Genomic DNA, 14252 nt, shown 5'->3' with positions numbered 1-14252 from the left:
CGCTCCTTGACGGGCAAACGTTGCCTGCCGCGGCACTAGTCGACGTGGCGCGCCGCTCCGGCGTATCGACCGGCACCGTCTCCAACGTCCTCAACCGCCCAGACGCTGTGGCGGAGCCGACTCGCCTGAAGGTGCTGGAAGCGGTCAGTGATCTCGGGTACATCCGCAACGCCGCATCGGGGGAGTTAGCTGCTCACTGGCGGGGCTCCGGTTTCGCCACGTGGCTCTTTCGACCGGCCGCGACAGGGCGGTACCCCGGGCGGGGCAGTCAGGAAGAGCGGGCGGTGCCCGTCGTTGTTGAGCCGTGGCCTGGCATCCCGGCGCGCGGGCGAGGAGCCTCCAAGCGGGCTGAGGTGTGCTGGGTGCCGATCGCCCCGGGGCTCACCCCGCACGGGTTGCGCCACACTCACAAGACCCTGATGAGGGAGGTGGGGACCCCGCCGAAGCTCATGGACGAACGCATGGGTCATGAGGACGGCTCCGTCCAGTCGCGCTATGACCACATCACGCCAGGGATGCGGCAGGCGCTGATGACCGCGCTCACCGGGATGTGGGAGGAAGCGTTGGACGCGCGCCGGACGATGAGTCTCGGCTCGCCCGTGGCTGCTCTGGATGCGTTGCTGAAAGCTCGCTAGAGCTGCCATCGCTCCGTCGTCCGTCCCGCTTTCCCAGTCGGCCGCGAAGGTCTTGGGCGGGCCGGGTCAGCGGCCCCGCTCCCGACAGCCATGTCACCCGAATGGCGCAACATGATGTGCCACCCGGATGGGTGAAGATCAAGATGGCTAGTGCCGCAATCGAGGCAATCCGTGAAAGGGGAACCAAATGTCCGTTCGACGAATCCTCGCCGCCGTCATCGCCACGGCAGCCCTCGCCGGACTAGGCCTCACGGGCGCCGCCACCGCCGCCACCGCACAGGGTGCCCCGTCGTACGTCACCCCTTCTCAGTGCAGGGAGGGCGGCGGAGAGCCCCGGATCGACTTGCCGGGCAACCCCTGCGTGGGCGGTAGATACGACGGCCAGGAGGTCGACTGAACCCCACAAGGCGCCCCGCAGCCGCGGGGCGCTCCCGCGCGAGCGTAGCCGGGAGAGTCGCAGGGACTGTGCCGACCCGTCGGACACGCCCTAGCAGCGCGCTGATCCGGAGGCAGATTCCAAGATCCTCTCCAGGATTTCTCCAGAGAGCCTCTGGAGAACGAGGAAGGCCCGGTGCTGATCTCTCAGCACCGGACCTGACCTGCTATTCAGCTGTCGGGGTGGCGGGATTTGAACCCACGACCTCTTCGTCCCGAATGAGGTTCGGCGAAGATCACCATCAGCCTTGATGGTGTTTCCCCTGGTCAGGGCGTTGGTGCGGATAGGTATGGGGTGGTCTCGCGGGGGTTCGAGGAACGAATCGGCTCCCCAATGGCTCCCAGGTGATACGTCCTGCTCTCAAGGCTCGCAGGGGGAGGGGCACGGGAGTGGGGAGCCAGATGTCGGCGGGCCGGAGACCTCAGCACGACCTCCGGCTTTGTGATGCAGATCACTCAAGATTCCGGGGTGGGGATTGCCGGTTTGGGGCGTTGCGGCGCCCGAGAGGGGACAGGCTCGCCCATCATCTGCCGGAGGCACCACCCATGACGCCCGAAGCTCTCGAAGAACCGCAGGCACTGGAAGCGGCGGCACCGCCTGTGACCGTCCCGCCCCGCGAGACCGACGTGTCGGAGACGGAAGAAGCCGAGGACCTCGACGCCCTTTACGCGCGGTACGGCCTGGTCAGGCGGTGGCGGGTACTTCCTGAGCCGAAGCCCGTACCCATTGATCCACAGTCCACTCGCGGCCTCCCTGTATTGGGTGAGGGCGACCTCATCGCGTACGGGGGCGATGGGGGAGTCCGCGACAGCTCCTACTTCTATTTCGGCAACGAAAGGGACGGTGGACGACTGCTGGCAGGACGCTTGTTCCTGGACAGCCCTCGACTCGAACCTTGGCAAATCGCGCAGACCTGGACAGAGGGGGAGGTCGACGGCCCATGGGGTGGAGCGGCCATCGCCGCGAAGCCCAGCTCCCCGGAGGCTCGTGCAGAGGCCCGTGAGGCCAGGCTCGCGGCACGCGCCGTGGAAGCACGGAACGAGGCGGCGCTCGGCAACACCGAGCTCATCGAGAAGTTCATGGCCGTCGACCTCGGCCTGTGGCGGGGAGCCCGCTGGCAGGAACCGGTGACCACGGCTCTCCTTGGCGACTGGGCGAGCACCCTGTACACGCACGGCACCATCCGCCGGGGGGCTCTCTCCCGGCTGATGCGTGAGGTGAGGGAGATCCACCGACAGCTCACGCCACTGTGGCGTCGGCGCTGCGCTGGAGAGCGGCTGCTCAGCCTCGATGTCCCCGTTCTGGAGAATGGGCTGACTCTCGCCGACCTCGTCGCAGGAGGGCCCGACCCGGCCGACATCCTTACGGGGATGCTGCCTGATGATCCGCGTGTGCTCGCCGTGCTGGAGCAGATGTTCCCGATCGAGAGGGCCGTCGCGCTCGCCTGGTCCCGTTCGGGTACGTCGAGTTGGACCGAGGCGGCCGCCATGGTGTTGGCCCTCACCTCGCAGGCGTACGTGCAGGGTGGCGCCGAGGCTCTGGGTGAGCGAGTACGCCGCAAGCTCAAGCGGCTCGGTCGCCGTGCGCGTCACAGTCGTGATGGCGAGGAGACGTCCCGTTTCCGAGCGGCCCAGTCGCCTGCTGTCGGTCGAGCCGATGACCGCGCAGCGGAAGCGCGGGAGGCGTGAATGCCTGACACATTGACTCTCGCCCTGATCGCCATGGTCGGCTGCTTCGTCGTGCGCGAATCTCGGCGCGACGAACGGCTAGGCGCTGCGCTCTTGGTCGGCGTTGCCGTTGTGGCACTGATGCTGACGCTGTACGGGGCAGGTCCTGACTGACAGCGGTCGGCTGAAGCCCGCTTGGAGGCCGGCGTAAAGCCGACAGGGGCCCGACCCGCGATGCGGGTCAGGCCCCTGTCCTGGTATTTCAGCTGTCGGGGTGGCGGGATTTGAACCCACGACCTCTACGTCCCGAATGAGGTTCGGGTGGATCGCCGACCGGCTCATCCGCCGTTTTACCTGGTCAGATGGTTGGGCTGGGATGGTTTCGGCTGGTCTTGAAGAGGCTCCGGGAGCGGGTCGGCTCCCAGATGGCTCCCAAGCAGCTGGCGGGAACGGGGCGGCTGGCGCTGACCCTATTGCGCTCAGCGGCGGATGCCGGCGGCCTTCCGGAACGCCGACGTTCTGTCCTTTTGTTCCTTGGTCGTGTTGTGCTCTCCCGTGAGCGTTCTGGAGACCGCCCTCGCTTGTTCGCGCATCGGCTGCACCGCGCGGCCCAGTACGGCGGCGGTGTCCACGTCAGTGCAGTCATGGACGAGAGGCGCGAAGTCCTGCACGAAAGTCTCTGGAACACTATCGGGGTGCTGTTCCGCGAGCGCCCGGATTACATGGGCTGCCCGATGCAGGCTGTCCCGGCCCTCGGCGGCTGCGCTGAGTGCTGTGGACCACACGGCAGTTGGATCGGCGATGCCAGCTATGGCTTTATCGGCGGAATCGGGCTGCCAGACGGGAGCCTGCAGAAGCTCATCGATGAAGTGATTGAGAGCGGCTGATGCCCCGGGGGCGTCGCGTAGCAACTGCAGCACACTCTCAAGATCTTCACCGGCCCGCTGCAAGGTACCCAGCAGCACGGGCACGGGACTTTCGGCTGCCTGCACGGCCAGCTCTCGGCAGCGTCCTCGCTCAGCAGCTAGCAGTTGGGCGCGCTGATCCTCGTTCAAGGCATCCCAGAGCCTCGGGGCGGAGTGCCATGGAGCGTCGGCCGAAGAGTCGAGCAGGTGGTCCAGCAGCAACGGCGTTAGGTATTGCGCTGCTGCGTGAGGCGGCAGCAGTTCGGTTCGACCGGCGGCGCGAAGAACGAGGTTGCGCTCGGCCGGGGCAAGGGCGGCCCAGTGTTGCCCGATCCAGGCCAGCCACTGGTCAGTGACCGCGGGCTGGTCCGAGTAGTGGGCGGCGAAGACCATGGCCGGCCCGGCTTGGGCCGCGTTGATCCACTGCTGTACTCGTCCAAGCGCCTGGGGCAGGTGTTGCTCCCGGGCGGCCGGGATGGCGAAGAGCTGGTGCAGCAGCGAGGTCAGTAGGAGCGCGTGCGCGGTGGCCTGGTTCGGGATGGCGTTGATGACCCGCATGGCGAGGGCCGGTGCGTGAGCTGAGCCCTGCTGGGTGGTCAGTAGATAGGGGAGGCTCTTGTGGGCGAAGTCCCCGGCGGGGGCTTCCGCCTCCAGGCCAGCGGTGAGGCTCTCGATCACCTGCGCGGTGGCCTGGGCCGTAGCCGCTGCGTTGCTGTCCTTCGTTGCGTGGAGGAAGTTGATCAGGGTTGTGCGCAGCGCTGCGTCGATGCCGGGGTTGGCGTCGCGCTGAGGGGTGAGTCTGGCAGCCAAAGCCGCCGCATACCGGGCGACGTCGTTTTCGGGAAGCAGAGGCACAAGGTCGGCCGAGGTCTCGGCGAGCGCCAGGCTCGTATCGGCGGTCTCGACGAGCGCGTCGATCGTCAGGTCTATGGCAGTGCGATTGGAGGTGGCCAACCAGTGTGGCAACCAGGCGCGCAGCAAAGCGGCGGCCTTCCCAGCCTCGGCGTCGTCCTGCTCTTCTCGCAGGGTCGAAGAAACCCGCTCGGCCAAGCGGACAGCAACAGTTGAAGATGGAGGGAGATCCTGGTCTTCCCCCTCGTCTCTTCCCCACTCGTCCGTGGGAATCTCCACGTGACCGAGCAGCTCCAGCGTCACCTGCCGCATCTGCGACTCGTCCCCGAGACAGTCCAGCAGGCCAAGCACGACAGGGCGGCCCCAACGATGGCGTGAGGCGCCGGTCAGGACGATTTCGCTGAAGCCTGGTCGGGCCTGATGACGCGCTGCGCTGGAGAGCGCGAATGCGTAGGCGCTGGTGGGCCAGGTGGCGAGCGCCTGGTCTGGGTTCCGCTCCCAAGCGTCCAGCCAGTAGTCGAGATCTTCATTGTTGCTTTCCGCGTCGGACGCGGCGTTGAGGAAGTACTCGTCCAGCATCGCTGCGAAGTGGGCGCCATGAGGTGTCTGGCTGAGGTTCAGCAGCGTGGTCGCCCACCGCCTGCACCGGTCAGCGTCCTCGGGCGCCTGCTGCAAGGTGGCGATGAGGGCGGGGTGGAGGGCCTCCGAGCTGAGCGCGAGAAGTACGGCAAGGTCTTCGGCTTCCAAGGGAATGGTCATCGCACTGCGGCGACGGACAATGGTGTCGGCGAGCCTGCGGGCCTCGCCACCGCTCAGAGCATTCTGCGTCTGCCCGAGCGCGCTGGCTGCCGTGGTCAGGGCATTATCAAGGGCGAGTCCATGGCGAGCGTTGGCGAGAACAAGCTCGGCTGCCTGGAGTACGCGCCCGCGGCCGTCCGGCTCCACCAGCCGTGTCGCAAAGCCGTGAGTGTCCCGTCCCTGGAGTTCCGCGCGGATAGCGCGGGCAGTCTCTCCGCCCAGTTGGCGACTGTCGGGTTCTGAGCCCAGCGTCAGGAGCGGTCCGATCGCCGGGGCACGGTGCGGGCGTACTGTGGGCGCAACGGTACGCAGGTAAGCCAGGCCGGGATGTGCTGCGTAGTCCAGCGGGACAGCGGCGCTCTCGGCGGGGCTTTTGGTCCTGAGGTACGGGTTGAGCAGCGGGTCGGCGTTCTCCACGGGGGCGTCGGCCAGGATCGTGTCGTCCAGGAGATGGAGGAGTTCATGCTCCCGCGCCACGGCCTCATAAAGGTGACGGAAGTCGTACTGCAACGCGGTCAAGCGCGCCAGCTCTACTGGGTAGTCGGTGACTTCTCCCTCGGCGATGCGCGCGGGTGAGCCGTTGGCGGCTGCTTCGCGTCGCTGCCCGAGGCGGTAGTGCGCCAGGAAGCCATTGAGCAGACGGATGACATGCCTGGGATCGACGACGCGGTCGTGGATGAGCACATCCAGGATCGTTTCAAGGTTGCTCGCGCTCACCATGGTGGTGATCGGATGTTCTTTGAGGAGTTGTCCGGCGTACTCGCGCATGTCGAGGCCGTGGTGGTCCGGCAGCGCGATCCGCACCGTAAACAGCTTGTTGAGGTACTCGTCTGCCGCTTGGGCCGCTGCGCGGTGCTCGCCCTGCGCGTCGTCGCCGAGGGTGTGGATCGGGCGATGAGCCAGGCCGGGGCTCACTCCGATGATGGCCTCCCGAACGATCTCCTCATCACATGACAGTAGGAACACAGGGGGCCGCTCCAGGTGAGCACCCACCAGGAGCAGGCTGCGCACCGTCGACAGGGCATCGAGGACATCGTCCGCGGCGAGCCGGTCGATGTCGTCGATGGCCACCACGACCCGGCGTTTGACCTGGCAGACCAGGCGGAGGAACGCCTGCTCAAGCTCGTCGGCGGTATCCGCTCGCGGAGTGGTGAGAGTGATGTCGTAGGCGCGCAGGACGTGCTGTGCGCCTTCCTTCGCTGCCACAATCACGGTGGCTGCCACCGCGCCGCTGAGCAAGAACGCGGTCGGTGCTGTCGCTCCACTCGCGGTGAACCAGGTCCAGCTCTTCACGTGGGGCCAGGCGTGCAAGAGGTGGACCAGCACGGTGATCACAGCACCGATCACCCACACGGCCAGCATCAGCCCGACGATCCAGGCGAGACCGTTCCCGGCCGCGTGTGCATACTTCTCCCAGCTGGCCTTGCTCTTGCCGTCCCCTGTCACGTTCAGGGTCGTGGTTCGCTGCTGGCCGCCTTCCAGGCTGGCTCGCAGCGCCTTGTGTTCTTCGGCGCTGAGCACGTCGTCACCCTGGCGGTGGGCCTCATCGATGAGCCCGTACAGCAATCCCCGCCCCCGAGCCACACCCGTGTGTCGCTCCGCGCTGACCTGGAGGACGGCCCACTTCCTGCCATTGAGTTCCTGGTGGAGCAGCCGCACGACCGATGACTTGCCGGTTCCGTAGCGGCCCAGGAGGCCGATCGCCAGCGAGTGCGTGGACTTACGGGCGATATCTCCTATTTCGCGCGCAACCGAGGTGTGATCGAAGCGGTCTTCGCTCTCTGAGGCGATCGATACGTCCTCAATGATCCACTTGTCGCTCCGGCCCACGTGCCCACCCCTTGCACAGTTTCTTCACACCAGCCGCAGTGATCGTAGGGCCTCGTACTGACATCGGATATGGATCGGTACTGGGCTGCGATTCCGAGTGGCGTTCTGGCCTGTTGGCGGGGGGCGCCGACTGCGTGCTGCGGAGGCTGCTCCGGCAGGCAGGCTTGCCGGAGAATGTGGGCACGCACGCTTCGGAGATCCAGAGGCGGAGTCCGTGTTCCTCCAGCAGGCGGTAGGTGTGTCAGGCCGCGGTGGCAGGGCGTGGAGTGCCGTGGAAGACCTGGCCGATGTGCCAGGCGAGGTGGTCGGCCGCGACAGGGCGTGCGCCCGGCTGTGGTCCGACGAGCGGCCGACCAGCGAGCGCTATTACGTGCTCGCGGGCAGCTGGGCTGTGGCCGACGAAGCGCTGGGAGACCAGTATGCGGTGGCCGTTGTCGACCCCGAGGACGCCCTTATCGAAGAGTTTGTGGTGCAGTGTGCACAGGCACAGCCCGTTGTCGACGTCGTCCGGACCTCCGAACGCCCACCAGCGCACATGTGCAGCTTCCAGCCCGACTGGCATCGCGCCGATCCTGCCGTCGTAGCCGCAGAAGGCGCACTGGTACTCGTAAGCGATCAGCACCAGCTCGCGCATTCGTCGGTCCCGTTGCCTCCGTACGGTTGAGAGCTGCTCGGTCTTCGCGGGCTCCAGTTCCAAGTCGGCGGCTTCGCACAGCTCACCGTGGAGCGAGGGCGGAAAGTGACGATCGAGCAGCAACTGCGCCATCCGCCTGAGCAATTCCGGTTCGCGTCGCAGAGCAGTTCTCAGTTCCGGTGAGAGTCGCCCGGCGGCACCCGTTTCCCGGAGATCTCGTACACCGCTACCAGGACTACCGTGCCCGCGGTCGGTACGCACTTCCCACACGCCGTCGCTGACCAGATGGTGGAACGGGTAGGCGGGCGTCGTCCTATTGGGCGGCCCGTACTCGGTCAATAGCCGCTGCAGGTCTTCCTCCACCGCGCTGTAGAGCAGCTCGCTGTCCGCGTCTCGCTGGAACCGGCCGAGGGCGTACAGGAGTAACAGCGGCTTGTGCGGGGCGCGTGTCCCGCCTCTGGTCCACTGTCTGAGCTTCGCAGTGCGCTCGAGCCAGTCCATGGTCGGTGATCGTAGTGAGGATCTACCGTTATGGAGCAGGCCGCAACGCAATTGACTGGCCCCGCCATACCGCGGCGACACTGGCCAAAGCCGGTCTGATGTCGCCAAGTTCAGCCGAAGGCGAGCTGGCGGAAGGCGTTGCGAACCTCGGTCAAAGGCTGACGGTCCCTTGTGTAGTAGAGCTTGTTGGTCAGAAGCACCGCCCACCGACCCTTGGTGGGCGAGATCCACATTCCTGTGCCGGTGAAGCCGTAGTGGATCCACACGTCGTCTGCGGCGGACGTATCAGGGGCGGGGTGCCAGAACAGCCCACGGGCCGGTTGGAACTCGCCGGTCTGGACGGTGAGGGAGCACGCGGTCCACTCGGTCCCGAAACTGGCACTGGTGCGCGACGTGGAGGCGTTGAGCATGTAACGCAGGAAGGTGACGAGGTCGTCGAGGACGGTGAAAACGCCGGCGATGCCGCAGACACCGCCCAGGAGTCGCGCGGAAAAGTCGTGCGCGGCGCCCTTGAGATGGGTGTCGGTGTCCTGGTCGAGTTCGGTCGGGGCGCAACGGGCCGCGATCTCATCCGGCAGAGGGCCGAAACGGGTGGAATTCATGCCCAGGGGATGCCAGGTGCGGACGGCAGCCAGCTGGTCCAAGGGCTGACCAGAGAAGTGTTCGGCGAGGTAGCCGAGAATGAGGGCGGCCCGGTCGGTGTACTCGACGGCTTCACCGGGTGTCCGATGGAGTTGCTCGTGCAGTACGCCGCGGCGAACGTCGTTCCGGTCCGTGCCGTAGAGGTTCTTCAGCTGGGCCCGCAGGGGGACGCCAGCTGTGTGCGTCAGCAGCTGCAGGACGGTAACGCTCCCCAAGGGATGGCCGGTGACCTCTGGCCAGAAGCTGCCGAGCGGCTGGTCGAGGTCGAGGGCGCCGTCCTCCCACAGGGCGCCGATGGACGACCACACGGCGAGGATCTTGGTGAGGCTGGCGGCGTCGAAGACGGTGTCGGCGCGCATCGGCACGTTTGGCTCGTCGGGGTCGAGGGCGCCGGTGGTGCCTTGGGCGCGGATACCAGCGGCGTCGCCGACGGCCCACACGGCGCCGGGATACACCTTGTCGCGCACGCCCTCGTCCAACAGGGCTTCGATGCGGTCGCTGTTATACGTCATGGTCTCCCTCTTCGCCGGGGGTATCCCGCCGGTCAGCGTAGTGACGTTCATGGAGTGGTCCAGGCAGCGGCGTGTCGAACCGCCTGGAAGGCAGTTCAGGCGAGTTGGCGGCCGAGGTTGGTCAGGGACCGTGCGGTCGCCGAGAGCGGATAGCGCGCCGCGTTTGCATAGCCCGACTGCCGCACGGCAGTCAGCAGGCCGGGAGAGGTTCTCAGCCGATCAAGATCGCGGCCGAGGGCGGCGGAGTGGGTGAAGTCGGTGGCCACGCCGGAGGCGGCGAGGGCTTCACTGAGGCCGGGTACGGGTTGGTACAGGACGGGCAGTCCACAGGCTTGGGCCTCCAGCGCGACAAGGCCCATGGCCTCCAGTGTGGTGGACGGCATGACCAGCACGTCGTGCCCGGTAAACGCCTTCCACAGCTGTGGACGGCGGAGCCAGCCGAGGTAACGGGCCCGTACGCCTGCTGCCCGTTGCAGCAGCGGGGCCAGGCCATGGAACTGGGCCCGGGGTGCGGCGATGCTCAGTTCAACACCTGGCACGGGGGCCAGGCTCTTGATCAGGGCCTCGACGCCTTTCTCGGCGGTCAGCCGTCCTGCGTACAGCAGTCGTAGGTGGTTGGAGAATGTGGGGGTTGGTCGGGGCGGCGGGTCGGTGAGCAGGCGGTCGGGGATGCCCCAGGGGATGTGGGTGATCTTCCGGCGGTCGACCTGTGGGGCGAGCTTGAGAAGGTGGTCGGCCATTGCCCCGGTCGGCACCACGATGGCGTCGGCGGCCCGAGCGGTCTCGCGCAGGACTTGGAGCTGGTCGCGGTGGGCCTCGGCGAAGATCAGGTCCGTGCCGTGGACCAGGGCGATGCGGGGATGCATGGGCAGGGCCCGGATCAGCGCGGGGGTGGCACCGAAGGCGAGGTGCTGGAGGTGCAGGACGCCGATCTGGGCTGGGTCGATCGCTACTGCGAGAGCCTTGCGCAGGGCCGCGACGTAGCGGCTGAAGGCCGGGCCTTCCAGGCACTTCCCGGCCACGGGCAGCAGGTCGAGCCCGGCAGGGACGCGGTGTCCGGGGCTGGACGGACCCAGCATGAACGCGCGTGCGGGGATGAGGGGGCAGTCGCCGGTATAGAGGTCGAGGAAGAGCTCGACGCTGCCGCCTGGACTTCCGGCGGGCAGGTCCAGGAGGGTGGCGGCCAGCGGCCCGGTGGTCGGATGGGGGCTCACAGGAATCCTCCAGGGATCTCTTCGTAGAGGCGGGAGATGTCGATGCCGTCCGTCGTCGCGTACTTGGCGGGCTGCTGTCGGTAGCTGGCCGGGGTGCCGTGCGCGGTGAGGAAGACGAGCTTGCCGAAGGTCATCTCCGGATAGACGCGTACGGGTCGGGCGGCGCGGATCTCCAGGGTCCAGCGGATGGCATGGCCCTGGTGGCCGAGCGGGGCCGAGACGTGGACCCATATGCCCAGGCAGCCGATGGTGCGGTCGCCGTTGAGCATCTGTGCGTACGTCTCCGAGCCGGTCCTCTCCAGAGTGACGCCGAGGTAGAGCACCCCAGGCTCCAACACCAGGCCGGCGGCGGGAAGGGACTGCTCGGTGAAGGCGGTGGGGGCGGCGGCGTCGAGGTCGCCGTCGCAGACGCGGAGCGTGTCGCCGAGTCGCCAGTCGTAGGCGTTCGGGGAGAGGCGGGCGGGGTCGTACGGGTCGATGGTGATCTCGCCGGCCTGGATGGCGGCGGCGATGGCGGGGCCGGTGAGGATCACGAGGCCACCGCCCGGAGCCGGGCGACGTCCCGCCAGTAGGCGGAGGACTGCGGGCCTGCGGCAGCCTGGTACTTGCCGCGGTAGAGGTCGATGGCGCCGGTGGAGACGAAGAACATGATTTGCCCGATCCTCATGCCGGCGTACACCCGCAGTGGACGGATCGGGGTGAGCATCAGCGTCCACTGGCCGTGGAAGCCGATGTCGCCGATCGGGGCGGTGATCTCGACGAACAGACCGAGCCGTCCGACGGAGGAGCGGCCGAACAGCAGCGGGACGAAGGTGTCGGAGCCGACCTCTTCGAGGGTGTGGCCGAGGTACAGCTCGCCGGGCTGGAGGACCTCTCCCTCCGGGGTGATCGTGATCTCACGGGTGGGGTTGGGGCGGTGGGTGTCCAGTACGTCAGCGGTGTACAGGACAAGAGTCGGTCCGAGGCGCACGTTGTAGCTATTGGGGTTGACCTGCTCTGCGGAGAAGGGGGCGATGCGGAGGCGGCCGTCGTGGGCGGCTGCGGTGATCTCGGGGCCGGTGAGGATCATCGCGTGTCTCCAGGGGCGGTGTCGGAGGACGGGGCTGTGAGGACGTGCTGGACGGCCTGGTCCAGGCACAGGCCCGCCTCGTGGGTGCGCTGTCCGAGGTAGTTGTCGGCGAGATAGTCGGTGGTCAGCACCGTGGTGATGCCGTCCGGCAGGGGATCCGGCACGGTGACGAGTGGGCCGGCCTGCTCGGCGAGCCGGGCGAGCAGATCCTGCGGGGCTGCGCGGTACCTGTCCGGGATCTGGGCGTGGACCAGCTGGTTGCCGAAGGGCTCGATGGCGAGCAGGTCGCCTCGTGTGAGAGTGCCCCCGAGGGGGACGGGGCGGAGCGCGGTCTCGTTGAGGATGACTGCGTCGGCACCCAGTCCGGTGTGCAGCCGTGTGGCGACGGCGGCCAGCAAGTGGCTCCGGTCGGGCACTTGGTGGCGGTACGCCTCGCTGATGGCGCCGATGGGCTCCTCCAGCTCTCTGCGCGCATGGCCGATCTGCTGTGTCGCGCCGACGAATTCATCCGGCCCGGGGCCCGGGTGGTTCTTCGGGAAGTCGGCCGTGCCCGCCGCCCAGCCGGTGCCGACCGGCTCGGCGTAGGCGTACCCGGCGGCGAGTTCTCGGCCTTTGAGGACGAGGGTGTCTCCGACGTGGACGGGGCCGTACTGGTCGCTGTGGCAGTGGCCGGCGAAGACCACGTCGAGGAAGGGGCAGGCAGCTGCCAGCTTGAGGTCCTCGTCGAAGCCGGAGTGGCTGAGCAGGATCCAGTCGTCCACCTCGTGGTGGTGGGCGAGCATGATCTCGCGCAGGGCCTGGACGGGGTCGGTGACGCCGTGACCGGCTCGCTGCTCGGCAGGGATGGCGTTGAACGCCTGCTGCCCGATCACCGCTGTGATCGCGACGCGTCGGCCGCCGACGCGCGCGGTATGCAGACGGCGGAAGAGCGCATCACCGGTGACCGCGTCGACGGCATTGGAACAGACGGTGAGGCGATGGAGTTCGGGTTCGAAGTGGTGGGGCCAGCCGTGGTTGCCGGGCGCCAGCACGTCGTAGAGCCCCAGGAGGATCTCGCGCTCGATGGCGCCGTGGGCGAGCCGGTAGTAGCCGCCGCCCTCGAAGAAGTCGCCGCAGTCCGTGATGAGTGAGGTCGGGCGGAGACCGTGGAGATGAGCGAGGAGCGCTTCGGCGTTGTCGAAGGCGGAGTGCACGTCGGTGGTGGCGACGATCCTCCGTAGCGCGCGATCGGCAGTCATGGGGTGACCTCGCAGATGTCGGCGCCCAGGGTGCGCAGCTTGCCGGGCAGGTCGGCGTGGCCGCGGCGGAGCTGGTCGAGGCCGCCGAGGGTGGTGATGCCTTGGGCGGTGAGGCCGGCGACCATGAGGGCGGAGCCGGTGCGGATGTCGGTGGCCTCCACGCCTGTCCCGATCAGCCGCTGGGGTCCGGCCAGGCGGCACTCGGTAGGGGAGATCTCCTCGATGTCGGCTCCGAGGCGGGTCAGCTGGGGGAGCAGGTTGCTGTGGCGTCCGGGGTTGATCGCGTCGGCGAACAGATGGGTGCCGGGAAGACCGAGGGCGAGTGCCATGAGCGGCGGTTCGAAGTCGGCGTCCAGGCCGCCGGGGCTGAGGGAGGCGATGGCCCGCAGAGGCCGCCCGGTCGCACGTGCGTCCTGGGCGCGGATGACCAGGGCGTCGACCTCGCTGCTGATGGTGACCCCCAGCCGCCGTAGGGCAGCGAAGAGCAGTCCCATGTCCTTGCCTCGCACGCCTTCGATGCGTGCGTTGCCGCCGGTCGCCGCGACCGCGCAGGCCAGCGTCCCCGCTTCGACCTTGTCCCCGGGCACCGCCCAGACGACGGTGTCACTCGGGGCCGAGAACGGCGGCGAAAGGGCGAGAAGGCGCTCGCCGGCCTGGGTCTCCCAGCCCACCGCGTGCAGGGCATCCAGCAAGCACAGCACTTCCGGCGAGAGGTTGGGTTCGCCCAGCCGTAGCGGGCGTCCCGTCGTGACGGCGCGCAGCATGGCGGCCACGGTCGCTCCGCGGGAGCGGAACGGCAGCACCAGGGAGACGGTGCTGGTGCGCGGCATGACGGCCTCGACGCGGTAGCCGGAGTCGTCCGCCGCGCTCCGATCGCCGAACGCCTCGTACACCTTGAAGTGCACCTCCATCCCGCGCGCGCCGATCCGGCAGCCTCCCGGCCAGGGCAGTCGTGCCTCCCCGTGCCGGGCGAGCAGGGCGGGCACCAAGTAGTACGAGGCACGGATGTGGGCGGCTTGGGGCAGCTCGGGGTGCGTGCGTCGGCTCTCGGTCGGCAGGATCACCGCAGTGGTCGGCTCCCCGACGGGCTGCGCGACGTGCCAGCCCGCCTGCTGCAGTAGCGCGAGCATGATCTGTACGTCCGTGTTGGCCGGGATGTTGCTCAGCCTTACAGGGCGGCCGAGGGCAGCTGCGGCGGCCAGCAGGGGGAGAGTGGCGTTCTTGGATCCGTCGACGGCGACTGTGCCGGCGAGCGGCGGTCCGGGGCGTACGGCGATCACCTCGGCGGCCCGGGTCGAGGTGGAGGCGGTGGTTTTCAC

Annotated in this window: 11 protein-coding genes and 1 pseudogene; 4 read left to right on the top strand and 8 right to left on the bottom strand. The window is 68.0% G+C overall.

What is annotated here, in order from left to right; all coding sequences use genetic code 11:
• Nucleotides 1-29: 29 nt before the first annotated feature.
• The 4 genes and pseudogenes from OG568_RS24140 to OG568_RS24125 all read left to right on the top strand — a co-directional run.
• Nucleotides 30-635: pseudogene (locus tag OG568_RS24140) on the top strand (LacI family DNA-binding transcriptional regulator); the annotation flags it as partial.
• Between the two features lie 187 nt (nucleotides 636-822).
• A complete protein-coding gene (locus OG568_RS24135) occupies nucleotides 823-1032 on the top strand; it encodes a hypothetical protein (RefSeq protein ID WP_329533065.1) in 210 nt (69 codons plus the stop codon).
• Nucleotides 1033-1616: 584 nt separating this feature from the next.
• Nucleotides 1617-2759: a hypothetical protein gene (locus OG568_RS24130; protein WP_329533064.1), complete on the top strand. Its 1143-nt coding sequence runs from the start codon at nucleotides 1617-1619 to the stop codon at nucleotides 2757-2759.
• Nucleotides 2760-2912, top strand: a complete 153-nt coding sequence (locus OG568_RS24125; RefSeq protein WP_329533063.1) for a hypothetical protein — start codon at nucleotides 2760-2762, stop codon at nucleotides 2910-2912.
• A gap of 305 nt (nucleotides 2913-3217) precedes the next feature.
• Here the strand turns inward: OG568_RS24125 and OG568_RS24120 are convergent, their stop codons facing one another.
• From OG568_RS24120 to OG568_RS24085, 8 genes are all read right to left on the bottom strand, one after another.
• Complete coding sequence (locus OG568_RS24120) at nucleotides 3218-7123, bottom strand: P-loop NTPase fold protein (RefSeq protein ID WP_329533062.1); 3906 nt, start codon at nucleotides 7121-7123, stop codon at nucleotides 3218-3220.
• Between the two features lie 241 nt (nucleotides 7124-7364).
• Nucleotides 7365-8258 carry a phosphorothioated DNA-binding restriction endonuclease gene (locus OG568_RS24115; RefSeq protein WP_329533061.1) on the bottom strand — a complete coding sequence of 298 codons (894 nt, stop codon included), beginning with the start codon at nucleotides 8256-8258 and terminating at the stop codon, nucleotides 7365-7367.
• A 110-nt stretch (nucleotides 8259-8368) separates the two neighbouring features.
• On the bottom strand, nucleotides 8369-9412 hold the full coding sequence (locus OG568_RS24110) for a serine hydrolase domain-containing protein (protein ID WP_329536429.1): 1044 nt from the start codon (nucleotides 9410-9412) through the stop codon (nucleotides 8369-8371).
• A gap of 95 nt (nucleotides 9413-9507) precedes the next feature.
• Nucleotides 9508-10626, bottom strand: coding sequence for a glycosyltransferase family 4 protein (locus tag OG568_RS24105; protein WP_329533060.1), 1119 nt, complete (start codon nucleotides 10624-10626; stop codon nucleotides 9508-9510).
• Nucleotides 10623-11159, bottom strand: a complete 537-nt coding sequence (locus OG568_RS24100) for a dCTP deaminase (protein ID WP_329533059.1) — start codon at nucleotides 11157-11159, stop codon at nucleotides 10623-10625. The genes OG568_RS24105 and OG568_RS24100 overlap by 4 nt, the downstream gene beginning before the upstream one ends.
• Nucleotides 11156-11695, bottom strand: a complete 540-nt coding sequence (gene dcd / locus OG568_RS24095) for a dCTP deaminase (RefSeq protein WP_329533058.1) — start codon at nucleotides 11693-11695, stop codon at nucleotides 11156-11158. The genes OG568_RS24100 and dcd overlap by 4 nt, the downstream gene beginning before the upstream one ends.
• Nucleotides 11692-12933 (bottom strand): metallophosphoesterase, encoded by a 1242-nt coding sequence (locus tag OG568_RS24090; protein ID WP_329533057.1) that lies wholly within the window; start codon nucleotides 12931-12933, stop codon nucleotides 11692-11694. Before OG568_RS24090 ends, dcd begins: the two co-directional genes overlap by 4 nt.
• A complete protein-coding gene (locus OG568_RS24085) occupies nucleotides 12930-14252 on the bottom strand; it encodes a UDP-N-acetylglucosamine 1-carboxyvinyltransferase (protein WP_443077741.1) in 1323 nt (440 codons plus the stop codon). Before OG568_RS24085 ends, OG568_RS24090 begins: the two co-directional genes overlap by 4 nt.

The organism is Streptomyces sp. NBC_01450, assembly GCF_036227505.1.
Taxonomy (GTDB): domain Bacteria; phylum Actinomycetota; class Actinomycetes; order Streptomycetales; family Streptomycetaceae; genus Streptomyces.
Note: the sequence above shows the minus strand (reverse complement) of the source record. Positions and strands in the feature narration are given on the sequence as shown.

Coding starts and splice junctions, on each gene's coding strand:
- OG568_RS24125 (WP_329533063.1), top strand. CDS start 2,760: ATGCCTGACACATTGACTCTCGCCCTGATCGCCATGGTCGGCTGCTTC.
- OG568_RS24090 (WP_329533057.1), bottom strand. CDS start 12,933: ATGACTGCCGATCGCGCGCTACGGAGGATCGTCGCCACCACCGACGTG.
- OG568_RS24115 (WP_329533061.1), bottom strand. CDS start 8,258: ATGGACTGGCTCGAGCGCACTGCGAAGCTCAGACAGTGGACCAGAGGC.
- OG568_RS24130 (WP_329533064.1), top strand. CDS start 1,617: ATGACGCCCGAAGCTCTCGAAGAACCGCAGGCACTGGAAGCGGCGGCA.
- OG568_RS24135 (WP_329533065.1), top strand. CDS start 823: ATGTCCGTTCGACGAATCCTCGCCGCCGTCATCGCCACGGCAGCCCTC.
- OG568_RS24110 (WP_329536429.1), bottom strand. CDS start 9,412: ATGACGTATAACAGCGACCGCATCGAAGCCCTGTTGGACGAGGGCGTG.
- dcd (WP_329533058.1), bottom strand. CDS start 11,695: ATGATCCTCACCGGCCCCGAGATCACCGCAGCCGCCCACGACGGCCGC.